26 protein-coding genes are annotated in these 24,290 nt (G+C 59.5%); 17 read left to right on the forward strand and 9 right to left on the reverse strand.

Going from position 1 to position 24,290, the window contains the following annotated elements:
- Positions 1 to 6: 6 nt before the first annotated feature.
- Both ACN0TA_RS01940 and ACN0TA_RS01945 read right to left on the reverse strand, forming a co-directional pair.
- Positions 7 to 447: a GNAT family N-acetyltransferase gene (locus ACN0TA_RS01940; protein WP_417579264.1), complete on the reverse strand. Its 441-nt coding sequence runs from the start codon at positions 445 to 447 to the stop codon at positions 7 to 9.
- Between the two features lie 26 nt (positions 448 to 473).
- Complete coding sequence (locus ACN0TA_RS01945) at positions 474 to 1,118, reverse strand: carbonic anhydrase (RefSeq protein WP_417579266.1); 645 nt, start codon at positions 1,116 to 1,118, stop codon at positions 474 to 476.
- A 263-nt stretch (positions 1,119 to 1,381) separates the two neighbouring features.
- Between ACN0TA_RS01945 and ACN0TA_RS01950 the strand changes: the two genes are divergently transcribed.
- Positions 1,382 to 1,591: a DUF1737 domain-containing protein gene (locus tag ACN0TA_RS01950; protein WP_417579268.1), complete on the forward strand. Its 210-nt coding sequence runs from the start codon at positions 1,382 to 1,384 to the stop codon at positions 1,589 to 1,591.
- Between the two features lie 96 nt (positions 1,592 to 1,687).
- On the opposite strand, the gene ACN0TA_RS01955 is transcribed toward ACN0TA_RS01950, so the two are convergent.
- Positions 1,688 to 1,897 carry a hypothetical protein gene (locus ACN0TA_RS01955; RefSeq protein ID WP_417579270.1) on the reverse strand — a complete coding sequence of 70 codons (210 nt, stop codon included), beginning with the start codon at positions 1,895 to 1,897 and terminating at the stop codon, positions 1,688 to 1,690.
- A 266-nt stretch (positions 1,898 to 2,163) separates the two neighbouring features.
- Between ACN0TA_RS01955 and ACN0TA_RS01960 the strand changes: the two genes are divergently transcribed.
- Positions 2,164 to 2,310 (forward strand): hypothetical protein, encoded by a 147-nt coding sequence (locus tag ACN0TA_RS01960; protein WP_417579272.1) that lies wholly within the window; start codon positions 2,164 to 2,166, stop codon positions 2,308 to 2,310.
- Between the two features lie 24 nt (positions 2,311 to 2,334).
- Here the strand turns inward: ACN0TA_RS01960 and ACN0TA_RS01965 are convergent, their stop codons facing one another.
- Both ACN0TA_RS01965 and ACN0TA_RS01970 read right to left on the reverse strand, forming a co-directional pair.
- Complete coding sequence (locus tag ACN0TA_RS01965) at positions 2,335 to 2,739, reverse strand: VOC family protein (protein WP_417579274.1); 405 nt, start codon at positions 2,737 to 2,739, stop codon at positions 2,335 to 2,337.
- Between the two features lie 35 nt (positions 2,740 to 2,774).
- Positions 2,775 to 3,380, reverse strand: coding sequence for an NUDIX domain-containing protein (locus ACN0TA_RS01970; protein WP_417579276.1), 606 nt, complete (start codon positions 3,378 to 3,380; stop codon positions 2,775 to 2,777).
- A 264-nt stretch (positions 3,381 to 3,644) separates the two neighbouring features.
- Here ACN0TA_RS01970 and sdhC point away from each other — a divergent pair, with 264 nt between their 5' ends.
- The 5 genes from sdhC (at position 3,645) to ACN0TA_RS01995 (ending at position 7,298) form a co-directional block, all read left to right on the forward strand.
- Positions 3,645 to 4,025 carry a succinate dehydrogenase, cytochrome b556 subunit gene (gene sdhC, locus ACN0TA_RS01975; protein ID WP_417579278.1) on the forward strand — a complete coding sequence of 127 codons (381 nt, stop codon included), beginning with the start codon at positions 3,645 to 3,647 and terminating at the stop codon, positions 4,023 to 4,025.
- A gap of 10 nt (positions 4,026 to 4,035) precedes the next feature.
- A complete protein-coding gene (sdhD, locus tag ACN0TA_RS01980) occupies positions 4,036 to 4,386 on the forward strand; it encodes a succinate dehydrogenase, hydrophobic membrane anchor protein (protein ID WP_417579280.1) in 351 nt (116 codons plus the stop codon).
- Between the two features lie 7 nt (positions 4,387 to 4,393).
- A complete protein-coding gene (gene sdhA, locus ACN0TA_RS01985; protein ID WP_417579282.1) occupies positions 4,394 to 6,193 on the forward strand; it encodes a succinate dehydrogenase flavoprotein subunit in 1,800 nt (599 codons plus the stop codon).
- A gap of 12 nt (positions 6,194 to 6,205) precedes the next feature.
- Positions 6,206 to 6,991 (forward strand): succinate dehydrogenase iron-sulfur subunit, encoded by a 786-nt coding sequence (locus tag ACN0TA_RS01990; protein WP_417579284.1) that lies wholly within the window; start codon positions 6,206 to 6,208, stop codon positions 6,989 to 6,991.
- Positions 6,992 to 7,067: 76 nt separating this feature from the next.
- Positions 7,068 to 7,298 carry a hypothetical protein gene (locus tag ACN0TA_RS01995; RefSeq protein ID WP_417579286.1) on the forward strand — a complete coding sequence of 77 codons (231 nt, stop codon included), beginning with the start codon at positions 7,068 to 7,070 and terminating at the stop codon, positions 7,296 to 7,298.
- 27 nt (positions 7,299 to 7,325) lie between these two features.
- Here the strand turns inward: ACN0TA_RS01995 and ACN0TA_RS02000 are convergent, their stop codons facing one another.
- Positions 7,326 to 8,609: a DUF2254 domain-containing protein gene (locus tag ACN0TA_RS02000; RefSeq protein WP_417579288.1), complete on the reverse strand. Its 1,284-nt coding sequence runs from the start codon at positions 8,607 to 8,609 to the stop codon at positions 7,326 to 7,328.
- 327 nt (positions 8,610 to 8,936) lie between these two features.
- Between ACN0TA_RS02000 and ACN0TA_RS02005 the strand changes: the two genes are divergently transcribed.
- From ACN0TA_RS02005 to lpdA, 10 genes are all read left to right on the forward strand, one after another.
- A complete protein-coding gene (locus tag ACN0TA_RS02005; RefSeq protein WP_417579290.1) occupies positions 8,937 to 9,572 on the forward strand; it encodes an AprI/Inh family metalloprotease inhibitor in 636 nt (211 codons plus the stop codon).
- 14 nt (positions 9,573 to 9,586) lie between these two features.
- Positions 9,587 to 10,735, forward strand: coding sequence for a cell division protein ZapE (gene zapE / locus ACN0TA_RS02010; RefSeq protein ID WP_417579292.1), 1,149 nt, complete (start codon positions 9,587 to 9,589; stop codon positions 10,733 to 10,735).
- 193 nt (positions 10,736 to 10,928) lie between these two features.
- On the forward strand, positions 10,929 to 11,891 hold the full coding sequence (mdh, locus tag ACN0TA_RS02015; protein ID WP_417579294.1) for a malate dehydrogenase: 963 nt from the start codon (positions 10,929 to 10,931) through the stop codon (positions 11,889 to 11,891).
- Positions 11,892 to 11,962: 71 nt separating this feature from the next.
- A complete protein-coding gene (gene sucC, locus ACN0TA_RS02020) occupies positions 11,963 to 13,153 on the forward strand; it encodes an ADP-forming succinate--CoA ligase subunit beta (protein ID WP_417579297.1) in 1,191 nt (396 codons plus the stop codon).
- Positions 13,154 to 13,156: 3 nt separating this feature from the next.
- On the forward strand, positions 13,157 to 13,354 hold the full coding sequence (locus ACN0TA_RS02025) for a hypothetical protein (protein ID WP_417579298.1): 198 nt from the start codon (positions 13,157 to 13,159) through the stop codon (positions 13,352 to 13,354).
- Positions 13,354 to 14,256 (forward strand): succinate--CoA ligase subunit alpha, encoded by a 903-nt coding sequence (sucD, locus tag ACN0TA_RS02030; RefSeq protein WP_417579300.1) that lies wholly within the window; start codon positions 13,354 to 13,356, stop codon positions 14,254 to 14,256. The genes ACN0TA_RS02025 and sucD overlap by 1 nt, the downstream gene beginning before the upstream one ends.
- A 156-nt stretch (positions 14,257 to 14,412) precedes the next feature.
- Entirely contained in the window at positions 14,413 to 17,400 is a 2,988-nt protein-coding gene (locus ACN0TA_RS02035) for a 2-oxoglutarate dehydrogenase E1 component (protein WP_417579301.1), read from the forward strand.
- A 64-nt stretch (positions 17,401 to 17,464) separates the two neighbouring features.
- Positions 17,465 to 18,688, forward strand: coding sequence for a 2-oxoglutarate dehydrogenase complex dihydrolipoyllysine-residue succinyltransferase (odhB, locus tag ACN0TA_RS02040; protein ID WP_417579302.1), 1,224 nt, complete (start codon positions 17,465 to 17,467; stop codon positions 18,686 to 18,688).
- 124 nt (positions 18,689 to 18,812) lie between these two features.
- Complete coding sequence (locus ACN0TA_RS02045) at positions 18,813 to 19,202, forward strand: MAPEG family protein (RefSeq protein WP_417579303.1); 390 nt, start codon at positions 18,813 to 18,815, stop codon at positions 19,200 to 19,202.
- Positions 19,203 to 19,243: 41 nt separating this feature from the next.
- Entirely contained in the window at positions 19,244 to 20,650 is a 1,407-nt protein-coding gene (gene lpdA, locus ACN0TA_RS02050; protein ID WP_417579304.1) for a dihydrolipoyl dehydrogenase, read from the forward strand.
- 76 nt (positions 20,651 to 20,726) lie between these two features.
- Here lpdA and ACN0TA_RS02055 read toward each other — a convergent pair whose 3' ends face one another.
- The 3 genes from ACN0TA_RS02055 to ACN0TA_RS02065 are packed head-to-tail and all read right to left on the reverse strand — an operon-like array spanning position 20,727 to position 24,268.
- Entirely contained in the window at positions 20,727 to 22,283 is a 1,557-nt protein-coding gene (locus tag ACN0TA_RS02055; protein ID WP_417579306.1) for a hypothetical protein, read from the reverse strand.
- A gap of 19 nt (positions 22,284 to 22,302) precedes the next feature.
- Positions 22,303 to 23,259: a DMT family transporter gene (locus ACN0TA_RS02060; protein ID WP_417579308.1), complete on the reverse strand. Its 957-nt coding sequence runs from the start codon at positions 23,257 to 23,259 to the stop codon at positions 22,303 to 22,305.
- A gap of 58 nt (positions 23,260 to 23,317) precedes the next feature.
- A complete protein-coding gene (locus ACN0TA_RS02065) occupies positions 23,318 to 24,268 on the reverse strand; it encodes a tyrosine recombinase XerC (RefSeq protein ID WP_417582025.1) in 951 nt (316 codons plus the stop codon).
- Positions 24,269 to 24,290: the final 22 nt, after the last annotated feature.

The raw sequence follows: 24,290 nt of genomic DNA on the forward strand, positions 1-24,290 counted from the left end.
ACGAGGCTAGAGGTCCATGGCGAAACGCAGCCCCGTCACCGGCGAGGCGCGCATACCCAGCGACTTGTAGAAGCGTTGGGCACTTTCGTTGTCGTGATCGGCTGCAACGCTGAAAAATGTGCAGCCCAATTGGCGCGCCATGTCGACCATGGCCAGCGTCAGTTGCGTGCCCAGCCCCGTGCCACGCTGGTCGGGCGATACGTAAAGATGATGCAGGTTCATGGCCCGTTCGCCGAACTGTGCGAAATAGAGCGGACAGCCGATGGCATATCCGACGGGTTCTGTGTTGCGCAGCGCAATGCGGGTGATGGCCCAGGGGTTCGGTCCTAGCAAATCGCGGGCCAGCGCGTGTTTGACAACGCGTGTGTTGGTGCCATGCTGGATGGAGAGCGCGTCGATCATGGCCGAAAGTGCGGGCAGATCGTCTTGATGGAGTTCCCGGATCATCTGGCCGGGCGTCTCGTGGGGCGCGTTCACAAGTCGGGCCGCGTGAAGTCGCCGCTTTCCCCATTCATCGTCCACAACTCGCCTGAGGAAATATCGAACCAGGCGCCGTGCAGTGAAAGGGCGCCCTCGTCGACGCGTGAGGCGACAAAGGGAAAACTCAAGAGATTGCCGATCGACTGGCGAATGGAAATCCGCTCGAGCGCAGTCTGTTGCTCTGCGGCGGTCATTGAATGATTGGCTTCGACCTGGCCGGCCACGTCCTTGACCATTGACAGCCATTTTCCAATGAAGTCGCCTTCGGGTGCATGTCCTGCCGCGGTGGCGAGCGCTCCGGTGATCCCGCCGCAGCGTCCATGGCCCATCACGACGATATGCTCGACCTTGAGGTGGATCACAGCGAATTCGATTGCCGAAGAGGTGGCATGAAACGTGCCGTCCGGTCCAAAGGGCGGTACCAGGTTGGCAACGTTGCGCAGGACGAAAAGCTGGCCGGGGCCGCAATCGAATATCGTTTCCGGCGCAGCGCGAGAATCGCAGCACGCTATGACCATGGTCGTGGGCTTTTGCCCCTCTTCGGCCAGGCTCTTGTAGCGGTCGCGTTCGGTGGTGTACCGGCCCGACATGAAGTTGCGGTAGCCCTCGATCAGAAAGGGCGGGAATTGCTGCGCCATGCTTGCATCCTTCAGAGCGTTTCCATCAAAAGCACATCCTCGATGCAATCGAGGGTGAATACCGCTTTTGCGGCACGGAAACGCGACAAACATTTGCTTAATTCGTTTCCGCCCCTGCCGATTAGACCCTGACGCAATCAAGATCAATCGCTAGAGTGTTGCGCGCAAAGGTGGTTACACTTTTTAGGTCAGGCACGCCAAACACATTTAGGTGGCCTGGGGGTCAATTGCGTACGGCGCTGCGCCGGGGAGTTTGCTTTATCATGATGATCTATCGTTTCCTGTCGGGCGATGACGATGCCAGTTTCTGCCACAAGGTTACCAAGGCCCTTTCGGAAGGCTGGTTGCTTTATGGCGCTGCCCACTACGTCTTCGATGCGGCGGCAGGCAAGATGCGATGCGGGCAGGCGGTGACCAGAGAGGTTGAGGATCAGACTTACGATCCGGACAAAAAACTTGTCGATTACGCCTGACCGTCCTCGCACGTGAAAACGGGACCGGCTCCGAGCCGGTCCCGTTTTTTCGCTCTCGATGTCCGCGCGGGGCACAGCCCGAGAAGCTGCTGTCGATCAGCGCATTTCTTCAGATACTGCGACACCGGCTGCTGCGCCACCGGCACCCCCAAGCACGGCGCCCGGTGTTCCGGCCACAGCGCCACCCAGCGCTGCACCGGCGCCCCCGCCAACAGCTGCGCCGGTAATGTTCTGCTGGGTCGATGTGCAGGCAGAAACCGACAGCGCGCCAGCGATCACAAGGGCGGTACAAGCAAGTTTTTTCATAATGGGCGCTCCGTTTTTAATTGTTGGTCCCCCAACCAACACATCGACCCGCGCCCCGGTTCCAAAAGTGTTCAACATTGCCGGCGGCGTGATCGATTGAGTGCTTTGGATCAAGCTGAAGCGATGAGACCGGCTACCGTTTTTGGCGGTTTGACATGAAAAAGCCGTCCTCGGGCAGCCTATTAAGGGCTGATCCTGCAAGGCTTTAGGAGGCCGACATCCCCACTGACAGTTATGCGTTCATCTTCATCGGCGCCATTGCGCTTGTGGCTTTCTGGCTGGTCTTTTCTCTCGTGCGCAAAATGTTTGGCATCGTGCTGTTGGTGGTGCTGGTCATCGGCGCCTGGGTGCTTTGGAGCAACCCGCAGATGCTGAGCGCGGCAACCGAGACATTTGGCGGCTGGCTGCAATAGGGCGTGTTGCTCGCCGGCGCGCTCTTACACCGGCTTGCGGATGACCGAGGCTGCACTGCGTTCTTCAGGGCCGTGCCAGACAGCCTCGATGTTGTTGCCATCGGGGTCCAGGACGAAACAGGCATAATAGCCCTTGTGGTATGGCCGTTCGCCCGGGGCGCCATTGTCGGTGCCGCCTGCGGCCAGGGCGGCAGCATAAAACCGCCGCACCATGTCGGGCCCATCTGTCTGGAAGGCGAGATGGACCTTGGAAACATTGACTGGGGCGGCATCGACATAGAGCTCGTCGGCTGAAAAATGCCGCTCGCTCTGATGGGTGATCCCGCGCCCCAGCGCGCCCAGTGCCGCGCTGTAAAAGGTTCGGGATTTTTCAAGGTCGGCAACGCGCAAATGGATATGGTCGATCAGGCGGCCCGTATGAAAATCCATGCCATAATCCTTTCAAGCGTATCGGCTCGCCGCTGCTAATCGCTCTGGTGGTCCGGTTCTGAGAGCAGGCCCCTAAGCGCGGCATACTGGATCAGGGCCACTGTCTTGGCATCGATAATATGACCGCTGGCGATCATGTCCAACGCTGCTTGAAATCCGACCTCGATGATTTCAATGTCTTCGCCTTCCTCGGCCAATCCGCCGCCTGGACCGGCTTTGCAGGTCTCGTCGTAAAAGCCGACAAAGCAATGGATCTTTTCGCTTAGCGAGCCGGGGCTGGCATAGATCTCGAAGGCAAACTGGAGCCGCGAGGGCGCGATGCCGGTCTCCTCGATCGCTTCTTTTCTGGCGCAGGTCTGGGGGGCGTCGCCATCGAGCAGCCCGGCGCACACTTCCACCATATTGCCGTCGTCGCCGTTGAGGTGCGCGGGCAGGCGGAACTGGCGGACAAGGGTCATCACATGGCGCTCGGGATCGATCAGCAGAATCGCCGCCGCGCTGCCATGGTCATAGACCTCGCGCTTCAATTCAACCGATGGTCCGTCGTCGCGTTTGACGTCGAAAACATACTCGGTCAGGCTTCCCCATGCCGAAGCAAGGATTTTTTTGGTGGTTATGGCGATGGAGAAGGCTGAGGGCATGAGACTTTACCTAATAGGTAAACCAGGGTGACATTTCCTCTCACTTGCCTTGACTTAGCTGGGCTTGTCCATCCCCAGAATAAAATATGACCTTGAAAGTCAATATTTTAGCGGGCGCCCGGTTCACAGATTTCCGACCAAAGACGTAAGCGCGGCCCTTTGACGAATGGGGAAAGCGCGATTAGAAGTTGGCCGCAAGTTTTCTGCCGGGCAACCGGCTCAGTGTCCCAGACATCATTTCACGGGACCAGATCGAGGCAGGCAATGGCGCAATTCAGACCCACGTCCCCGCATCTCTCGGCGTATCGTTTTACGCTCACCATGACGCTTTCGATCGTGCACCGTATTCTGGGGGTCGGGCTTTATCTGGGCACAGTGCTGTTTGCACTCTGGCTCGGCGCCGCCGCCCTGGGACAGGACCAGCTTGGAGCGGTCCAGGGGTTCTTCGGCCACCCGATCATCCAGATTGGTCTGTTCCTTTACACATGGACGCTGTTCCACCACATGGCGGGTGGGATCAAGCACTTCATCTGGGATACAGGGGTCGGGTTCGACGCCGCCAGCCGCGAGGCCATTACGCTGGCCACGCTGATTTTCTCGATTGCGGCCACGGTTCTCGTGTGGGCCGTTTTCGTCTGGTTCTAAGGGGACGGCGATGCAGACCAATCCGAAAGAAAAAGGCACTGGCGCCTTTATTCTTCAGCGCGTCACCGGCGCTATCAACATCGTGCTTGTCGGCTTCCTGATCTGGCTGGTTGTCTCGCTTGCCGGTGCCGACCGCGTCCAGATGGCGGCGACCTTCGCCAATCCGCTGGTTGCGATCCTGGCCATCGTGCTGTTTGGCGTCGCCTTCATTCACATGCGCAACGGCATGAACGAGGTTATCGAGGATTACATCCACGAGCCGCGCAATCATTCGCTGGCCAAGGCGGCCAACACTGTTTTCACCGTCGTCATCGGCATCGTTGCCCTTGTGTCGGTCCTCGTCCTCGCCTTCGGAGGTTAATTCGCTCATGGCTTCGGCTTATCAGATCATCGACCACGCCTATGACGTCGTGGTGGTCGGCGCCGGCGGCGCGGGACTGCGCGCCACGCTGGGCATGGCCGAGCAGGGCTTCTCGACAGCCTGCATCACCAAGGTTTTCCCCACGCGCTCGCACACCGTCGCTGCCCAGGGCGGTATCGCTGCATCGCTGTCCAATATGGGGCCCGATAGCTGGCAGTGGCACATGTACGACACGGTCAAGGGTTCCGACTGGCTCGGCGACAACGACGCCATGGAGTATCTCGCCCGCGAGGCGCCGCAGGCGGTTTACGAGCTTGAACACTATGGCGTGCCGTTCTCGCGCACCGATGAGGGCAAGATCTACCAGCGCCCGTTTGGCGGCCACATGCAAAATTATGGCGACGGCCCCCCGGTCCAGCGCACCTGTGCTGCAGCCGACCGCACGGGCCATGCCATCCTGCATACGCTTTACGGTCAGTCGCTGCGCAACAACGCCGAGTTCTTCGTCGAGTATTTCGCTCTCGATCTGCTGATGAGCGAGGACGGAGAGTGCCAGGGCGTCATCGCCTGGAAGCTCGACGACGGCACGATTCACCGGTTCCGCGCAAAGATGGTCGTTCTGGCCACCGGTGGCTACGGACGCGCCTATTTCTCGGCGACGTCGGCCCATACCTGCACCGGCGACGGCAATGGCATGGTGGCCCGCGCTGGCCTGCCGCTTCAGGATATGGAGTTCGTCCAGTTCCATCCCACGGGCATTTATGGTTCGGGCTGCCTGATTACCGAAGGCGCGCGCGGGGAGGGCGGGTATCTCGTCAATTCCGAAGGTGAGCGCTTCATGGAACGCTACGCCCCCAACGCCAAGGATCTTGCATCGCGCGACGTGGTTTCGCGCTGCATGACCATGGAAATCCGCGAGGGGCGCGGTGTGGGCGCGAAAAACGACCACATCTTCCTCCATCTCGACCATCTCGACCCCGCCGTGCTGCACGAGCGCCTGCCGGGCATTTCGGAATCGGCAAAGATCTTTGCTGGCGTCGATCTGACCCGCGATCCGATCCCGGTCATTCCCACTGTCCATTACAATATGGGCGGCATCCCCACCAATTATCATGGTGAAGTGCTCGACCCCAGCCGCGGGGGCGACGACGTGACGGTGCCCGGACTGATGGCTGTGGGTGAAGCGGGTTGCGCTTCGGTACATGGCGCCAACCGCCTCGGCTCGAACTCGCTGATCGATCTTGTCGTGTTCGGCCGTGCTGCCGCGATCAAGGCTGGTGAGGTTATCGATCGCACATCGGCGGTACCGGCTGTCAACCAGGCCTCCGAAGACAAGATCATGGCGCGTTTCGATCGCCTGCGGAACGCCAATGGCGGCACCCCGACTGCAAAGCTGCGCGACAAGATGCAGCGCGCCATGCAGGAAGATGCTGCAGTGTTCCGCACCCAGGAAACGCTCGAAGCCGGCTGCCGCCGGGTGAGCGAAATCTGGACCGAGTTGGACGACATCAAGGTCACCGACCGTTCGATGATCTGGAACTCAGACCTTGTCGAAACCCTTGAGCTTGAAAACCTCATGGCCAACGCGATCACCACTGTCTATTCGGCAGAGGCCCGCAAGGAGAGCCGTGGCGCCCATGCGCGCGAGGATTTCTCCGATCGCGACGATGCCAATTGGCGCAAGCACACGCTGAGTTGGGTCGATGATGCCGGCAAGGTTTCCCTCGACTATCGGGCCGTGCACGTCGATCCTTTGACCGACGGCATCGAGCTTGCAAAGATCGCCCCCAAGGCGCGCGTTTACTAAGGAGCGGAAAAGATGGCTGAACTCATCCTCGACAAGCGCTCCCGCCCCAAGAAGGGCAAGACCTGGCCCAAGCCGGAGGGCGCGACCAAACTGCGTGAATACCAGGTTTATCGCTACGATCCCGACACCGGGGACAACCCGCGCATCGATACCTATTTTGTCGATCTCGACGATTGCGGTCCGATGATTCTCGATGGGCTCTTGTGGATCAAGAACAACATCGATCCTACCCTCACGCTGCGCCGCTCGTGCCGCGAAGGGATTTGCGGTTCGTGCGCGATGAATATCGACGGCGCCAACACATTGGCCTGTACAAAGGGCATGGAGGAGGTTTCCTCGGGAGCCATCAAGGTCTATCCGCTGCCGCACATGCCGGTGGTGAAAGATCTGGTGCCCGATCTTTCCACGTTCTATGAGCAGCACAAATCGGTACAGCCCTGGTTGCAGACCAAAACGCCGACCCCTGACACCGAATGGATCCAGACCAAGCAAGACCGTGCAAAGCTCGACGGGCTTTACGAGTGCATTTTGTGCGCCTGCTGTTCGACCTCGTGCCCGTCCTATTGGTGGAACGGTGAAAAATATCTTGGGCCGGCCGTGTTGCTCCAGGCCTATCGCTGGCTGATCGACAGCCGCGACCAGGCAACGTCCGAGCGCCTCGACGACCTCGAGGATCCCTTCAAGCTCTACCGCTGCCATACCATCATGAACTGCGCCAAGGTCTGCCCCAAGGGGCTGAACCCTGCCAAGGCAATTGCAGAAATCAAAAAGATGATGGTCGAGCGCAAGGTGGCCTGAACCGGCGTCATGGGCTAAACGTTAAAGGGGTTCGTGGGCCGCCACGGACCCCGTTTGTTTTTAAGGAGCGCGCGTTTTGACCGACTATGAAACCATCGTCTATGTCGAGCGTGAATCGGTCGCCCGGCTCATGGTCACCGCCCTTCAGGCGCACGGGTTTTCTCCGCGCGAGATTACCGATGGCGGTCTGCCCGGCATCGGTGCGGGCCTGACTGGCAAGGGGCTTGCTATAGCCGTCCCGGGCCATGAAGCACGCGATGCCCAGCCTCTGGCCGAAGCTTTGCTCAAGGACATGCTGGCGCGATAGAGCGCAAGGCGAGGGTGCAGCCTCTGATTACTCGCTGGCCTTGTCCTTGAGCCATGCCACCATGGTCTCGGGCAGCTCGTGCTTATCGACGTCGCGCGCCATCACCTTGCGCCATTTTGTAATCTCCTTGCGCTGGTAATCCTGGCGACTGACACGGTCGAACAGGATCAGCAGTTCGATGAGCCGCTCGGTGGCCAGCGTGTCGCTGCGCATGGCCGGCAGGAGCGCGGGTACGATCAGATCGAGATAGTGGCCTAGGCCTAGATCGGGCCGTTTGAGCGCGGCGCGCCCGTCCTTTGTGAACAGTACAAGCGGTACGCCGTCCGAGCGCACAAGCGGCAGCAGTGCGCCACTCATGTGATCGATGGCCGCTACTGCGGTATTGGGGTCGTTGATTCCCGGAGACAATGCCCTGAGTGCAATGTCAATAAGCGCTCGCGCCTCGTAGGTTGCCTCCTGAAGGACATCGCGGCGTGCGCCAAGCGTAAAGCAGCGGCCCAGCGCCCTGATGTCGGGCGCTGGGCCTTCCACATGGGCCATCGGCATGCCTTCGCCCACATAATCGTCAACCCGCAAGTCAATCACCAGGCGCAGACTGTTGTCGGCAAGAATCTGCAGGAGCTGGTCATAGGCGATGTGCCGGATATAACCGCTGCTCGGTGCGGGCACGGGAACGCCTGCAAAGCCCTCAAATTGAGGAAGGTGGCGGTTGGCGCTGGCGATATCGGAAGCCTCGGCGCGTGCCGTGACCCGTCGTATTGTCTTGGCAAACCGCTTGCCCAGATCGGCAACGATGACATCAGCCTGGATCGAGAGCGCCATATGGTGAACAAAATAGATCACCAACCCGAAAGCGCCAGTGGCGATGACGATCGTGGCAGCGACGGCCAGATCGGGCACGAAGCCGTCGTCGAGTTCGCTCACTTCTCCCAGGACCACAAGCGCGAACAGAAACACCCCGACAAAGGCGCCCAGCACAAGCTGGGTGGCGCGGTCTTCCATGAACATCATCAGCACGCGCGGGCCAAGCTGGCCCGACAGCTGAGTCAACCCGACAAAGGTCAGGGAAAACACCAGCGAAGCCATTGTCATCATGCCGCCGGCAATTGTGGTCAGGACCGCTCTGGCCCCTTCAGGGCCGAAGCGGGGATAGAAGGATTGCTCGCGCAAGTAGGACAGCGCGTCGAACGCGTCGATAAAAACGAAGAAATTGCCCAGGGCAAGTCCGGCCATAGCCATAAGCAGCGGTATGAACCAGAAGCTCGAGGCAATTCCGGTCATCATGGACTTGGCGTGGACATAAAATCCCATCCGGTATTCCCCTTGTATCGACAGGACATGATTGGACTGTCGTTGTCCCACAACTGCCATATTGGCCACAATAGTTAACACCGAACCCTCTAGATGGGCCCGGAGGGGTTGAGTCTTGATCGCTGCCGCCGTAAAGCGGATAGGGTCAGGGCGCGGTCAGGAGGAGTTTCAGACTTTTCCGATTGGACCGCTCGGCACCACAATGATCTGGGGCCCGATCCGGCCATGTCGAAGCGGATCGCAAACCAGATCGCTGCAGCGCCGTTGGAACGGTAGGGAACCCATTACGTTCCCGCATACCTGTCCGGGCCGAAACATGGAGCTGTTATGGTTGGAACTTTCACGCGATCGCTTGCGGTCATGATGGTCATCGGCGGCACTGGCGTGCTTGCCGCCTGTTCGCCCACCTCGTTCGGGCGCGCGGCCCCCACGGTCACCGCCACGCCGCCACCCCCGACCATTCAGCCGGTGCAGACCGGCTCGGTTTCAACCTCGGATCTGCCGCCGATCGATGGCTCGACGGTTCTGCCTGCAAATTCGGCCCCGATTTCGGGGGCGCCGACGCTGCCGGGCAACACCGCCTCGCTCAATGGTGCCACAGGCACAAGTTCCCCCGGTTTCCTGCTCGACGATGTCGGCAGCCCCGGGAACACAACGGGCGGTCGCAATCTTACGGGCAGCGTCACCATCGAGCAGCTTTTGGGTGGTTGGACGATGATGGTGGGCGCCGAACAGTGTCGCCTGAATCTCACCTACACCGCCAAGGGATCGACAGGGCGTTATCGCGCCTCAACGCCCGGCTGCATGGTCGAGGGGCTGACCTCGGTAACCTCGTGGAACCTGCTGGGCAATCAGATCCAGTTCTATAACGAGAGCGACGAGCTGGTCGGCACCCTGTTCCAGAGCGGCAATCGCTTCGTTGGTACGCTGGCCGGCGGTCAGTCGGTTTCGATGGTCGGGTAGCCGGACTTGAGGGCTTGACCGGGAGCGAAGGGGCCACGGGCTCCATTGTCGATGTGTATGCGGATATGATCGTGGCCGGGCAGGTTAAGCCCGACGCTGCGCAAAAAACCGCCGTCGAAAAATTGCAGGCCGTTGCCGAAGGGCTTGATCAGCTCGAAACTGGGGCCGGTTCGGTCATCGCCTCACTGTTCCGGCGCAGACGCGAAGCGCCAAAGGGGCTTTATATCTGGGGCGATGTGGGTCGGGGCAAGACAATGCTCATGGACCTGTTTTACAAGACGGTGCCTGTCACCGCCAAGCGGCGCGTCCACTTTCATGAGTTCATGAATGAGGTGCATGAGGCGATCGCGAAATTCCGTTCTGAAAATCCCGGCACCAAAGGTGCGCGCGATCCGATCCCGGCAGTCGCGCGGCCCATCACCCGCTCGGTGCGGCTGTTGTGTTTCGACGAGTTTTTCGTGTCTGACATCACCGATGCCATGCTGTTGTCGCGTCTGTTCGAAATTCTCTTCGCCGACGGGGTCGTGGTTGTCGCGACATCGAACATCCCGCCTGAAAAACTCTATTGGAATGGGCTCAATCGCCAGCTCTTCCTGCCCTTTATCGATTTGCTCGAACGCCATGCCGACGTGTTCAATCTCGATGCCGATACCGATTATCGTCGCGAAAAGCTTGACGCTCAGGATGTTTACAAGATCGGGACGGGAGCTGAGGTCGATGCTCAGATGGACGCGCTTTTCGAGCATCTGACGGGCGGAGCCGAAGTCAGTCCCGATGCCATCGAGAGCCTTGGCAGGATCATAAATGTTCCAGCCCATGCAATGGGGGTTGCGCGTTTTGCCTTTGCCGATCTTTGCGAACGGCCCCTCGGCGCACGCGACTATCTCAAGCTGGCCAACCGGTTTCACACTGTCATGATCGATCATGTGCCCGTGTTCTCCAAGCTCAAATCGGATGCCTCAAAGCGCTTCATCCTGCTTGTCGATACGCTCTATGATGGGGGAGTGAAATTCGCTGCAAGCTTTGCGGCGCCGCTCGACGATCTGGCCCAGGACGACAAGACACGGTTCGAGTTCGCCCGTTGCCTGTCCCGGCTCGAGGAAATGCGCTCGGCCGATTACATCGCCCAACCCAAGCGCGCGCGTTCAGGTCAGCCCTCCTGACATAGTTTCCGCACTACGGAAACCAGCATTGAATTCCCGCGTGCGCGCCCTGTGGGTGCAAAGTCGAGGGTTTCACCCCGCCATCGGGGCAAGATAACCGAGCCTTAGACGAAGGGTTCACTTGCGTCCAAAGGGCACAGGGTCTATGGAGGACGCGAGGAAAACGTTACTTTACCTATAGGGAAACTTGCTCATGGCGCGTAAGAAAATCGCTCTGATCGGTGCCGGTCAGATCGGGGGGACACTCGCACATCTGGTGGCGCTCAAAGAGTTGGGCGACGTCATGCTGTTCGATATCGTGGACGGCGTGCCGCAGGGCAAGGCGCTGGACCTGGCCCAGTCCGGCCCGGTCGAAGGCTATAATTCGACCCTCAAGGGCACGTCCGAATATAAGGACATCGAGGGTGCCGATGTTGTCATCGTGACCGCTGGTGTACCGCGCAAGCCGGGCATGAGCCGCGACGATCTTCTGGAAATCAACCTCAAGGTCATGGAGCAGGTTGGCGCGGGCATTGCCAAATACGCCCCCGACGCATTCGTGATCTGCATCACCAATCCGCTCGACGCCATGGTTTGGGCGCTGCAGAAATTTTCCGGCCTTCCTGCTGAAAAGGTTGTCGGCATGGCCGGCGTGCTCGACAGCGCGCGGTTCCGCCACTTCATCGCCGATGAGCTCAACGTTTCGGTGCAGGATGTCACGGCCTTCGTCATGGGCGGCCATGGCGATACAATGGTGCCGCTGGCCCGCTATTCGACAGTAGCCGGCATCCCGCTCCCGGACATGGTCAAGATGGGCTGGATGAGCAAGGACAAGCTTGACCAGATCATTCAGCGTACCCGCGACGGTGGCGCCGAGATCGTGGGCCTGCTCAAGACCGGTTCTGCATTTTACGCGCCCGCCGCTTCGGCGGTCGAAATGGCCGAGTGCTATCTCAAGGACAAGAAGCGCATCCTGCCCTGCGCCGCGCATCTGACCGGCCAGTTCGGTCTGTCCAACACCTATGTCGGTGTGCCTGTGGTCATCGGTGCCGGCGGTGTCGAACGTATCGTCGAGATCGAACTCAACGCCTCTGAAAAGAAGATGTTCGACGCGTCGGTCCAATCGGTCGACGGGCTTGTCGAAGCCTGCAAGAAGATAGCGCCCAAACTGGCGTAATCATTATGGCCGGAGGCAGCGTCTCCGGGCTTTCCCATTTCTGCCGAACGTTAAAAAGGTTCGAACCTGCGATGAACATTCACGAATACCAGGCCAAGGAACTGCTCAAGGGCTACGGCGCCCCGGTCGCCAAGGGCGTGGCCATCATGAGTGCCGATGAAGCCGAAGCCGCAGCAAAGGCGCTGCCCGGTCCCCTTTACGTGGTCAAGTCCCAGATCCACGCCGGCGGGCGCGGCAAGGGCAAGTTCACCGAACTCGGCCCCGACGCAAAAGGCGGCGTGCGCCTTGCCAAGTCGATCGAGGAAGTCGTGGCCCATGTGCGCGAAATGCTCGGCAACACGCTGGTCACCGCGCAGACCGGCGATGCCGGCAAGCAGGTCAACCGGCTCTATATCGAAGACGGCGCCGACATCGATCGTGAATTGTATTGCTCGCTGCTGGTTGACCGCTCGGTCGGCAAGGTTGCGTTCGTCGTTTCGACCGAAGGCGGCATGGACATCGAGCAGGTCGCCCACGACACGCCCGAAAAGATCATCACCGTCGCCATCGACCCCGAAGCCGGCGTCTCTGATGCCGATATCACGGACATCTCATCGGCCCTCAAGCTCGAGGGTGCTGCCTCCGAGGATGCCAAGTCGCTGTTTCCCGCGCTCTATAAGGCCTTTGTCGAAAAGGACATGGCCCTGCTCGAGATCAATCCGTTGATCGTTATGACCGACGGTCATCTGCGCGTTCTCGATGCCAAGGTGAGCTTTGACGGCAACGCCCTGTTCCGTCACGCCGACATTCTCGAACTCCGCGACGAGACCGAGGAAGACGCCAAGGAAATCGAAGCGTCCAAATGGGATCTGGCCTATGTGCCGATGGATGGCAATATTGGCTGCATGGTCAATGGCGCCGGTCTTGCCATGGCGACGATGGACATCATCCATCTCTACGGCAAGGAGCCGGCAAACTTTTGTGACGTTGGCGGCGGCGCGTCCAAGGAAAAGGTCGCTGCGGCCTTCAAGATCATCACCGCCGATCCCAAGGTCGAGGGAATTCTGGTCAACATCTTCGGCGGCATCATGAAATGCGACGTCATCGCCGAAGGCGTTGTCGCAGCCGTCAAGGAAGTTGGGCTGACCATTCCGCTGGTCGTTCGTCTCGAAGGCACCAATGTCGAACTGGGCAAGAAGATCCTCAACGAATCGGGGTTGGCCATCACCGCTGCCGACGATCTTGACGACGCCGCCCAGAAGATCGTTGCGGCGGTGGCCTAACCCATGAGTGAGCTTTTCGCCGCATGGCTGCCATTCATCATTCTTGTCGTGGTTTTCGTGGTGTTGTCGCGCCTGGCGCAGCGCTCCTACAAAAAGCACGTCGATGATGTGAACGCTGTCAATCAGGCGATCGTCGATACCAATCGCGGCATGATCGCCGAGCTGCGTGAGATCAAACAGATTCTGAAGGACCGAACTTAATGTCCATCCTCGTCAATAAAGATACCAAGATCCTCGTCCAGGGTCTGACCGGCAAGACCGGCACGTTCCACACCGAGCAGGCGCTTGCCTATTACGGCACCAAGATGGTCGGCGGCATCCACCCCAAGAAGGGCGGCGAAACCTGGACCGGCGCTGGCGGGGAAGATCTTCCCATCTTCGCAACCGTCGCCGAGGGCAGGGAAAAGACCGGCGCTGATGCTTCGGTCATCTATGTCCCGCCCGCCGGAGCAGCCGATGCGATCATCGAGGCGATCGAAGCGGAAATCCCTTTCATCACCTGCATCACCGAAGGTATTCCCGTTTCCGACATGGTGCGCGTCAAGGCCCGGCTCGACCGGTCCGGCTCGCGCCTTTTGGGCCCAAACTGCCCGGGCATCCTGACGCCGGAAGAATGCAAGATCGGCATCATGCCCGGTTCGATCTTCCGCAAGGGCTCGGTGGGCATTGTGTCGCGCTCGGGCACGCTTACATATGAAGCTGTGTTCCAGACCACAAATGAAGGTCTGGGTCAGACAACTGCCGTCGGTATCGGCGGCGACCCGGTCAAGGGCACCGAGTTCATCGACGTGCTCGAAATGTTCCTGGCCGACGATGCCACAGAGTCCATCATCATGATCGGTGAAATCGGCGGCTCGGCCGAGGAAGACGCCGCACAGTTCCTTATCGATGAAGCCAAGAAGGGCCGCTCCAAGCCCATGGCTGGCTTTATCGCTGGCCGCACGGCGCCCAAGGGCAAGACCATGGGCCATGCCGGTGCCGTGGTGTCTGGCGGCAAGGGCGATGCGGAATCCAAGATTGCGGCAATGGAAGCTGCGGGGATCAAGGTTTCGCCCTCGCCCGCGCGTCTTGGCACCACGCTCGTCGAGGTCCTCAAGGGCTGACCGAGAACGATTTTTGGCCGGGGCCGGCTTTTAGGCCCCGGTTAACCAAAACGAGACGGCCTCGCCGTCATAGTTCAACCCAAATTGGCGGCCCATACCGGGCAGGTTGAACACCATCTTTACTGAGGGGGATCGGGACCCCCAATCGAGAGCGAAATGGCACGACAGGATCAGAACGAAGCGTTCCTCCTCACCTCATTCCTTTACGGCGGCAATGCCGATTACATCGATGCGCTTTATGCACGCTACAAATCCGATTCCAAAAGCGTCGATGCAAGCTGGGCCGAGTTTTTCGAAAATCTCGCCGACAGCGATCAGGACGTAACGGACAACGCCGATGGCCCCAGTTGGCAGCGCACCGACTGGCCGCGCGCCTCGAATGGCGATCTGGTGTCCGCGCTCGATGGCAATTGGGGTGAGGTCGCCGTCAAGTCCCAAAAGGCAGTGACCGAAAAGGCCAGGTCCAGCGGCGAGCCGGTATCGACCGAAGCCGTGATGCAGGCGACACGGGATTCGATCCACGCCATCATGATGATCCGCGCATATCGCATGCGCGGCCATCTGCACGCCAATCTCGATCCGCTCGGGCTCGAAAATCAGCACGAAGCGCCCGAACTCGATCCGGCGGCCTATGGATTTTCAGAAGCCGATTTCGGGCGTGAAATCTATATCGACAATTATCTCGGGCTCGAATTTGCGACAGTGCCCCAGATGCTCGAGATCCTCAAGCGCACCTATTGCGGTACGCTGGGCATCGAGTTCATGCACATCTCCGATCCCGAGGCAAAAGCCTGGATCCAGGAGCGCATCGAGGGCCCGGACAAGGAAATCAGCTTCACCAAGGAAGGCAAGCGCGCCATCCTTGCCAAGCTTGCAGAGGCCGAAGGCTTCGAAAAATTCCTCGACGTCAAATACACAGGCACCAAGCGGTTCGGGCTTGATGGTGGCGAAGCGCTGATCCCGGCGCTCGAACAGATCGTCAAGCGCGGTGGCGCCCTCGGCGTCAAGGATATCGTTTTGGGCATGGCCCATCGCGGGCGCCTGAACGTGCTGACCCAGTTCCTTGCCAAGCCGCATCGCGCGCTGTTCCACGAGTTCAAGGGCGGGTCGTTCTACCCCGACGACGTCGAAGGCTCTGGCGACGTCAAATATCACCTTGGCGCATCCTCGGATCGTGAATTCGACGGCAACAAGGTCCATCTTTCGCTGACCGCCAATCCCTCGCATCTGGAAATCGTCAATCCGGTCGTGCTGGGCAAGGCGCGCGCCAAACAGGACCAGCTTTCCGCGCAGGACGGCCGGTTTGTTTCCGATACCCGCGATACCAACCGTGCGTCGGTCCTGCCGCTGCTCTTGCATGGCGATGCCGCCTTTGCGGGGCAGGGCGTGGTTGCTGAATGTTTCGGTCTGTCCGGGCTCAAGGGGCACCGGACCGGCGGATCGATCCACTTCGTCATCAACAACCAGATCGGGTTCACAACGAGCCCGCATTTTTCGCGGTCGTCACCATACCCGACCGACGTTGCAAAGATGATCGAGGCTCCCGTCTTCCATTGTAATGGCGACGATCCCGAGGCCGTGGTTTACGCGGCCAAGATCGCCACAGAGTTCCGCCAGAAGTTCGGCCGTCCCGTCGTCATTGACATGTTCTGCTATCGCCGCTTCGGCCACAATGAAGGCGATGAGCCCAGCTTCACCCAGCCGTTGATGTACAAGGCCATCCGTGGCCACAAATCGACGCTGGAAATCTACGGCAACAAGCTGGTCGCCGAAGGCGTTCTGAGCGCCGAGGAGTTCGACGCGCTCAAGGCCGAATGGCGGGCAAAGCTCGAAAGCGAGTTCGAGGCCGGTCAGGATTACCGCCCCAACAAGGCCGATTGGCTCGATGGCGCCTGGAAGAATATCAAGCTCGCCGAAGTCGACGGTCCGCGGCGCGGCGTCACCGGCATTGATATGGAGCGCCTCAAGGCGCTGGGCGAAAAGCTGACGACGGTTTCGGGCGATTTCCACGCGCACCGTACAGTTCAGCGCTTCCTCGACAATCGCAAGAAGATGATTGCTGAGGGCGAGGGCATCGATTGGGCAACGGCCGAGGCGCTGGCGTTCGCTTCGCTGCTTGAAGATGGCCATCCCGTCCGCCTTTCGGGGCAGGATGTGGAGCGTGGCACCTTCTCCCAGCGCCATTCGGTGCTCTACGATCAGGAAAACGAATCCACCTACACCCCGCTCAACAATCTGGTCGCTGGTCAGGCTCGCTACGAGGTCATCAACTCGATGCTCTCGGAAGAAGCCGTGTTGGGGTTCGAATACGGCTATTCGCTTGCCGAACCCAATGCGCTGACCGTCTGGGAAGCCCAGTTCGGCGATTTCGTGAACGGTGCGCAGGTGGTGATCGATCAGTTCATCGCTGCCGGCGAACGCAAATGGTTGCGCATGTCGGGTCTCGTGATGCTCTTGCCGCATGGATATGAAGGCCAGGGGCCCGAGCATTCCTCGGCTCGCCCTGAGCGCTTCCTGCAGCTTTGCGCCGAAGACAACATGCAGGTGCTCAATTGCACAACGCCGGCCAACTATTTCCATGCCCTGCGCCGTCAGCTCAAGCGTGACTTCCGCAAGCCGCTGATCATCATGACGCCAAAGTCGCTGCTCCGTCACAAGCGGGCGGTTTCGGGCATGGGCGAGATGGGGTCGGAGACGTTCTTCCATCGCCTGCTCTGGGATGATGCCGAAGCGCCCGGCTTGCCCAAGACCGAAATCAACCTGGTCTCGGACGACAAGATCCGGCGCGTGGTGATCTGCACGGGCAAGGTCTATTACGACCTGCTCGAAGATCGCGAGAAGCGCGGCATCAACGATGTGTATCTGATGCGTCTCGAACAGCTCTATCCATTCCCGGCCAAGGCTTTGATCGATGAACTGAGCCGCTTCCAGAACGCGGAAGTCGTCTGGTGTCAGGAAGAGCCCAAGAACATGGGCGCCTGGTCGTTCGTGCAGCCCTATATCGAATGGGTGCTCGAGCAGATGGGCCGCCCGGGTGGACGTCCGCGTTATGTCGGTCGTCCCGCTTCGGCCTCGACCGCCACCGGGCTCATGCGTACCCATGTCGCCCAGCTCCAGGCATTCCTCGACGAAGCCTTCGAGTAAGCCGAACCGAGATTGATGACCCGGCGCTGCCGGGACCCCAAAGCGAATTGGAAGGATACGAGAGATGTCCACTGAAGTCCGCGTCCCAACCTTGGGCGAGAGCGTTACCGAAGCCACCATCGGTCAATGGTTCAAGAAGGTCGGCGATGCCGTCTCTGCCGACGAGCCGATTGTCGAGCTTGAAACCGACAAGGTGACCATCGAGGTTCCGGCCCCGGTATCGGGTACGCTCGAGGCCATCTCGGTCAATGAAGGCGATACCGTTGAAGTCGGCGCGCTGATCGCAGCAATCGCTGCAGGGGCCGCTCCGGCCAAATCGACGGAGGCTCCAAAGCAAGAGGCGCCCAAGCCGGCCGCTCAACCCGCCGAGGCTGCGGCACCGACTGCCAAGACCGAAATGCCGCCCGCTCCTTCGGCCGCCAAACTGATGGCCGAACGCGACGTCGACCCTTCTTCGGTCGCCGGATCGGGCAAGCGCGGCCAGGTCCTGAAAGAAGATGTGCTCAAGGCACTCGACAACACCGGCTCACCCAAGGCTGAAGCCCCGGCCTCTGCGCCCGCCACCCCGCGCGCGCAGGCCGAGCCCCAGGCTGGTGAAGAGCGGGTCAAGATGACCCGTTTGCGCCAGACCATTGCCAAGCGTCTCAAGGACGCCCAGAACTCGGCTGCCATGCTGACCACTTTCAACGAAGTGGACATGAAGCCGGTTATGGATCTGCGCAATGCCTACAAGGAATTGTTCGAGAAGAAACATGGTGTGAAGCTGGGCTTCATGGGCTTTTTCACCAAGGCCGTGGTGCATGCGCTCAAGGAAATCCCGGCGGTCAATGCCGAGATCGATGGCACTGACATCATTTACAAGAACTTCGCCCATATCGGGGTGGCCGTAGGCACTGAAAAGGGCCTTGTCGTCCCCGTGGTGCGCGATGCCGACCAGATGACCATTGCCGAAATTGAGAAGGACATTTCCCGTCTCGGACGTGCAGCGCGCGACGGTCAGCTCTCGATGGCCGACATGCAGGGTGGCACCTTCACAATCTCCAATGGCGGCGTTTACGGATCGCTGATGAGCACCCCGATCCTCAATGCGCCTCAGTCGGGCATTCTGGGCATGCACAAGATCCAGGAGCGTCCTGTCGCTGTTGGCGGCCAGGTCGTTATCCGCCCCATGATGTATCTCGCTCTGTCCTACGATCACCGTATCGTCGACGGCAAGGAAGCCGTCACCTTTCTGGTGCGCGTCAAGGAGAGTCTCGAAGATCCCCAGCGGCTGGTTCTCGATCTTTAGAGGGTGTTTCCGGGTCGCGCGCATATTGCGCCAATGTTTGGGAAACTTGGGGTACCGAAAGCACAAGTCCATAGCTTTTGGCCCCATTGTTTGCCCATGATCGGGCGGTAGGAGTCTGCAATTGATGACCTTCGAGTTATGGATGATCGCCGCATCGGTGGTCTTGCTGTTTGCCCAGATCAGTATCCAGGCGGTGCTGCTGACACAGCAATTGGGCAGCGAATACAATGCCGGCCCCCGCGATGAAGAGAAAAAACTCACAGGCAAGGCTGGCCGTGCCGAGCGCATGCTCGCCAACTTTCTCGAGACCTATCCCGCCTTTATCGCCCTTGCGTTGGCGGCTGTGGTGTCGGGCGGGTCGGACTGGATGACACAGGGCGGCGCCGCGCTCTACATCCTTGGCCGCATTGCTTATATACCCTTGTATATACAGGGTGTTTTCTACTGGCGCTCGATAGGGTTCATGGCGGCAAGCCTTGGACTGATCGTTATGCTCATCGGGTTGGTCCTTTAGGGATTACCCATCGCTTACCTGATTTTTGAGGACATGAACTGATGGCCGAAAGTTTCGATCTCACAGTTATCGGCACCGGACCTGGCGGATATGTTTGTGCAATACGCGCTGCGCAGCTGGGCATGAAAGTTGCCGTTGTCGAGAAATGGCCGAGCTTTGGCGGAACCTGCCTCAACATCGGCTGCATACCGTCCAAAGCGCTGTTGCACGCTTCGGAAATGTTTGAAGAAGCCGGCCACACGTTCCCCCAGCTCGGCATTGAGGTGGGTGCGCCCAAACTCAACCTGTCGGCCATGATGGCGCACAAGGATGATACGGTGGCGTCCAATACCGGCGGCATCGAATATCTCTTCAAAAAGAATAAGATCACTGCCTTCAAGGGCACCGGCAAGATTTCTGCTCAGGGCAAGGTCGCCGTCACTGCCGAAGATGGTTCGATCACCGACATCGAGACAAAGAACATTGTGATCGCCACCGGCTCGGTCTCGGCAAACCTGCCGGGCATCGAGATCGATGAAACTCAGATTGTCACTTCGACCGGCGCGCTCAAGCTCGACAAGGTCCCAGATAACCTGCTGGTTATCGGTGCCGGCGTTATCGGGCTCGAGCTGGGATCCGTGTGGGCCCGCCTCGGCGCCAAGGTTACAGTGGTCGAATTCCTCGATCGTATCCTGCCGGGCATGGATCTCGACGTTGCTAAACAGTTCCAAAGAATGCTGTCAAAACAAGGGTTTGACTTCAAGCTCGGCACGAAAGTCACCGGTATTGAAAAGACCGAGTCCGGTCTCGTCGCGACCCTTGAACCCGCCGCGGGCGGGGACACGACGACGCTTGAAACCGACATCGCGCTTGTCTCGATCGGCCGCATCCCGTTCACAGATGGTCTCGGACTTGAGGATCTTGGCATCGAGCGCGACAAGCGCGGTCGGGTCGTAACTGACGGACATTACAAGACAAATGTAGATGGCATCTACGCCATCGGTGATGTGATCGTCGGCCCGATGCTGGCCCATAAGGCTGAAGATGAGGGCATCGCCATCGCCGAAATCCTCGCTGGGCAGGCCGGACACGTCAATTATTCCGTCATTCCCGGCGTCGTCTACACCAACCCTGAAGTCGCGTCTGTCGGCAAGACCGAAGAAGACCTCAAGGCTGAGGGTGTCGCCTACAAGGCAGCAAAATTCCCCTTTACTGCCAATGGCCGAGCCAAAGCGATGCTGGCGCCGCAGGGCTTCGTCAAGATTCTTGCCGATAAGGAAACCGACCGGGTACTGGGCTGCCATATCGTTGGCAAGGGCGCTGGCGAGATGATTCATGAAGCTGCTGTGCTGATGGAATTCGGCGGCTCTGCCGAGGATCTTGCACGGACCTGCCACGCCCACCCCACAATGAGCGAGGCCGTGCGCGAAGCTGCGCTGGGTCTTGGCGGCGGATCAATTCATATCTAATCCCGCTCGCCAAATTATCAAAAAGGCCGCTTCTCGTGAGGGAAGCGGCCTTTTTTTCATGCGTTATGAGGCTAGTTCAGGGGAAGTAGCTCACGGTTCCAATGTCATAGGCAGCACGGCAATCGCTGGCATCAGCCATCAAATTGGACTCGAGCAGTTCAAGCGCACCGCCGCGGCCCTGGAAGCGTGGATCGTCGCAAACGCCATCATAGGCCGAAGCACTTGAATCATCTCCGAAATTGATTCGGAAGTCGCCCCCGGGCGTGTCACCAGCCAGGGTCACGGTGCCTTCGGTAAAGGCCGTTGAACAATCGGTGGCATCGGCCATCAGATGGTCATCAAAAGCAACGCCGACGCCCGGACCTGTAAACCGCGGATCATCGCATTCGGCATCGTTGGAATAGGTACCGGAGTCGTCGCCGAAATCGATACCATCGATTACTATGCTGCTCTGACTTTCGCCCTCACCCAGGAATGTAACGTCGCCGGCTTCAAAAGCTTCCCGACAGTCGGTTGCGTCCGCCATCAAATGGCTGTCGAGGTTGCCGCCGAACCGCGGGTCATCGCACTCACCATCATTGGCCCAATTGCCCGAATCGTCACCAAATTGAATGTCGTCAGCTGACACGGCAACGCCGTTATCGGTGTCATCCTCATAGGTCACGGTGCCAGCTTCATAGGCTTCGCGGCAGTCGGTTGCGTCCGCCATCAAATGGCTGTCGAGATTGCCGCCAAAGCGCGGATCATCACACTCGCCGTCATTTGCCCACGTGCCCGAATCGTCGCCAAATTGAATGTCGTCAGCTGACACGGCAACGCCGTTATCGGTGTCATCCTCATAGGTCACGGTGCCAGCTTCATAGGCTTCGCGGCAGTCGGTTGCGTCCGCCATCAAATGGCTGTCGAGATTGCCGCCAAAGCGCGGATCATCACACTCGCCGTCATTTGCCCACGTGCCCGAATCGTCGCCAAAATCGATGTCACCGCTAACACCGCCCGCGCTTGCGGATTGGTCGGACCCATCAAAGCTGACTTCTCCTGCCTCATAGGCCGCGCGGCAATCGGAGGCATCGGCGCCTTCGTGGCTCGACAATGCGCCGCCAAAGCGGGGATCGTCGCACTCGCCATCATTTGCCCACGTACCCGAATCATCTCCGAAGTCGATTTCACCCGCTGTCGCAGTGCTTTGGGTGTCGGTTTCAGTGTAGGTGGCGTCGCCGGCTTCATAGGCCGTGCGGCAGTCGGTCGCGTCGGCCATCAGGTGGCTATCAAGAGCGCCCCCGAAACGCGGGTCGTCACATTCGTTGTCGTTTGCCCAGGCGCCAGAGTCATCACCGAAATCGATGTCGCCAGTATTGCCATTGCCTGTGCTGGCGGGTGTGTCGGCAACCACCAGCGTAACTTCGCCAGCTTCGAAGGCCGCTTGGCAGTCGGCGGCATCGCGCATTTCATCGACCGCAGTGCGAATTATCGCAGCGCCGGGACCTTCGAAACGCGGATCATCGCACTGGTTGTCGTCGGCCCAGGTGCTCGAATTGTCACCGAAATCGATGTCCTGAGCTAACCCCGGTGTGCCGAGAGCGATAGCCAGGGCGAGTGCGGTCCCGCTTAGCATCAACCTTGTTGATTTCATAAAAGTTTCGTCCCTCTTACTAGCCGGCTTCGGCCGTGCTCTTCGGTTGAATTGTGAGCCGAGTGAACAGCAAAATGCCACAAATTACCAGAGCCGTCCCCAGCCCGTGTATCAACGTAAATGGCTCACCGAGAATGAAAATGGCGAGAATAATGGTCAGAATTGGGGAGATGTTACCAAATACTGCAGTTCGTTCCGCACCTACCATGCCGATGGCTGCCGAGATGAGCGAAACCGGGGCAACGGTAGCTGCCAGCGCCAGACCGAGCAGAATTTGGAACGCCTCCAAGTCTATCGCCAGGCTTGCGAATTTGTGGCTGAAAAGAAAGTGGACAAATACCACTCCTGCTGCAGAAGCCATAGCGATTGCAGTGAAGAGCCTTGGGCCAAGAGTGTCGATCAGCGGTTTTGCAAAGAGTTGATAGAGGGCATAAGCCAGTGCGCTGGATAATGCGAACAGGGTGCCGGCGACGACGGTTTCGCCCTCGATCACTATATCATGGCCGAAGATCACGCCGATCCCCAGATAGGCGAGCAGGGCGGCCGCCACCACGGCCGGTTTGAGTGTCCGGCGGAACAGAACGGCGCCAAGTATCAGGACCATGAACGGGTAGGTCAAAAGCACAAGGCGATTGAGCTGAGCGGTGATCAGATCAAGGCTGAGAAAATCGAGAAAGCTGGCACCGTAATAGCCCAGGACGCCGATTGCGACGGCACCGCACACCGAGCGGAGGGGCACTGGGCGTTTGGCGTGTCGACCACGTCCCGCGCGACGGTCGCGATAGGCGAAGGATCCCATCGCTATAAAAAAAGGCGTTGCCAAGAGCATGCGCCAGGTGAGGGTGGTTACAGCGTCCAGACCCTGCGCATAGGCCAGCTTTACAAAAATGCCTTTGGTGGCAAAAAGCGCCGCCCCAATGGCAGCGAGCGCGAGACCGACAATTTGATCTCGTTCAGATGAGGACAGAGCTGTCATTTGGGAGTACTGGCCGGATGAGTGTCGGGCGGACCCTACACCCCGATTGCGCAAAGCGCTAGCGGCGGGGATGGGCTGCCCTATAGGCCTCGACCAGCCTTTCGCCGTCAACGTGGGTGTAGATCTGCGTTGTCGAAAGCGAGGCGTGGCCCAAAAGCTCCTGTATGGCGCGCAAATCACCACCCCTTGCCAAGAGATGGGTGGCAAATGAGTGTCGCAGTGCATGGGGGGTCGCCGATGCGGGTAGGCCCATTGCGCCGCGCAGCTGTTCTAGACGCAATTGGATCAGGCGCGGGCTGAGTGGGCCGCCGCGCACACCACGGAACATCGGCTCAGTTGCTGCAACAGTGAATGGACACAGTTCGAGATAGGCGTCGATGGCGCTTCTGACTGCGGCGATAAGGGGCACCAATCTTACCTTGTTGCCTTTACCAATCACGCGCAGTGTCGTGCCGTCGAGCTGCGATCGCGTAACGGCAAGGGCCTCGGAAATGCGCAGGCCGGCACCGTAACACAATGCGATGGCCGCGGCGTCGCGGGCCGCCACCCATGGCCGGTCTTCGATTTCGTGGGTTGTTCGTCCTGCGCCCGTGGCTTCGGACGCAGATAGCGGCTTGGGCAGGCCGCGTGGTAATTTGGGGGTGCGGACAACAGACAGCGCTTCGAGCGCCATGATGCCTTCGCGCTCAAGATAGGTGAAAAACGATTTTATCCCCGAAAGGGCGCGCGCCAGGCTGCGCGAACTCAGATCATTGCGGCGGCGCGCTGCCAGAAATGCCCGTAAATCGGCTGGCCGGAGCAATTTGAGATCGTCCAAATCGACAGTGCCGCCGATGTGAGTAGACAAGAAAGCCATGAATTGATCGACGTCCCTGCCATAGGCTTCGCGTGTTTTGGCCGCCAAGCGTCGGATACTCGCAAGTTCACGTTGCCAGCCGGCGATATGGGTGCGCAGGGCGCCTGATATTGAAAAGCCGGTGTCGGTCATAGGTGCGAGCGTACGCGCTATAGGTTACCAGAGCGCCAATTGG

Origin of the sequence: Pelagibacterium sp. (assembly GCF_048264985.1) — a bacterium.
In the GTDB taxonomy this organism is placed as follows: domain Bacteria; phylum Pseudomonadota; class Alphaproteobacteria; order Rhizobiales; family Devosiaceae; genus Pelagibacterium.

Bases quoted from the DNA above. Each gene is read 5' to 3' on its own strand.
- ACN0TA_RS01940 (WP_417579264.1), bottom strand. From the start codon at position 447: ATGATCCGGGAACTCCATCAAGACGATCTGCCCGCACTTTCGGCCATG.
- ACN0TA_RS01945 (WP_417579266.1), bottom strand. From the start codon at position 1,118: ATGGCGCAGCAATTCCCGCCCTTTCTGATCGAGGGCTACCGCAACTTC.
- sdhA (WP_417579282.1), top strand. From the start codon at position 4,394: ATGGCTTCGGCTTATCAGATCATCGACCACGCCTATGACGTCGTGGTG.
- ACN0TA_RS02000 (WP_417579288.1), bottom strand. From the start codon at position 8,609: ATGGGATTTTATGTCCACGCCAAGTCCATGATGACCGGAATTGCCTCG.
- ACN0TA_RS02060 (WP_417579308.1), bottom strand. From the start codon at position 23,259: ATGACAGCTCTGTCCTCATCTGAACGAGATCAAATTGTCGGTCTCGCG.
- ACN0TA_RS01965 (WP_417579274.1), bottom strand. From the start codon at position 2,739: ATGGATTTTCATACGGGCCGCCTGATCGACCATATCCATTTGCGCGTT.
- mdh (WP_417579294.1), top strand. From the start codon at position 10,929: ATGGCGCGTAAGAAAATCGCTCTGATCGGTGCCGGTCAGATCGGGGGG.
- odhB (WP_417579302.1), top strand. From the start codon at position 17,465: ATGTCCACTGAAGTCCGCGTCCCAACCTTGGGCGAGAGCGTTACCGAA.
- ACN0TA_RS02035 (WP_417579301.1), top strand. From the start codon at position 14,413: ATGGCACGACAGGATCAGAACGAAGCGTTCCTCCTCACCTCATTCCTT.
- ACN0TA_RS01990 (WP_417579284.1), top strand. From the start codon at position 6,206: ATGGCTGAACTCATCCTCGACAAGCGCTCCCGCCCCAAGAAGGGCAAG.
- ACN0TA_RS02045 (WP_417579303.1), top strand. From the start codon at position 18,813: ATGACCTTCGAGTTATGGATGATCGCCGCATCGGTGGTCTTGCTGTTT.
- sdhC (WP_417579278.1), top strand. From the start codon at position 3,645: ATGGCGCAATTCAGACCCACGTCCCCGCATCTCTCGGCGTATCGTTTT.
- ACN0TA_RS01955 (WP_417579270.1), bottom strand. From the start codon at position 1,897: ATGAAAAAACTTGCTTGTACCGCCCTTGTGATCGCTGGCGCGCTGTCG.
- ACN0TA_RS01950 (WP_417579268.1), top strand. From the start codon at position 1,382: ATGATGATCTATCGTTTCCTGTCGGGCGATGACGATGCCAGTTTCTGC.
- lpdA (WP_417579304.1), top strand. From the start codon at position 19,244: ATGGCCGAAAGTTTCGATCTCACAGTTATCGGCACCGGACCTGGCGGA.
- sucC (WP_417579297.1), top strand. From the start codon at position 11,963: ATGAACATTCACGAATACCAGGCCAAGGAACTGCTCAAGGGCTACGGC.
- ACN0TA_RS01970 (WP_417579276.1), bottom strand. From the start codon at position 3,380: ATGCCCTCAGCCTTCTCCATCGCCATAACCACCAAAAAAATCCTTGCT.
- sdhD (WP_417579280.1), top strand. From the start codon at position 4,036: ATGCAGACCAATCCGAAAGAAAAAGGCACTGGCGCCTTTATTCTTCAG.
- ACN0TA_RS02025 (WP_417579298.1), top strand. From the start codon at position 13,157: ATGAGTGAGCTTTTCGCCGCATGGCTGCCATTCATCATTCTTGTCGTG.
- ACN0TA_RS02005 (WP_417579290.1), top strand. From the start codon at position 8,937: ATGGTTGGAACTTTCACGCGATCGCTTGCGGTCATGATGGTCATCGGC.
- ACN0TA_RS02055 (WP_417579306.1), bottom strand. From the start codon at position 22,283: ATGAAATCAACAAGGTTGATGCTAAGCGGGACCGCACTCGCCCTGGCT.
- sucD (WP_417579300.1), top strand. From the start codon at position 13,354: ATGTCCATCCTCGTCAATAAAGATACCAAGATCCTCGTCCAGGGTCTG.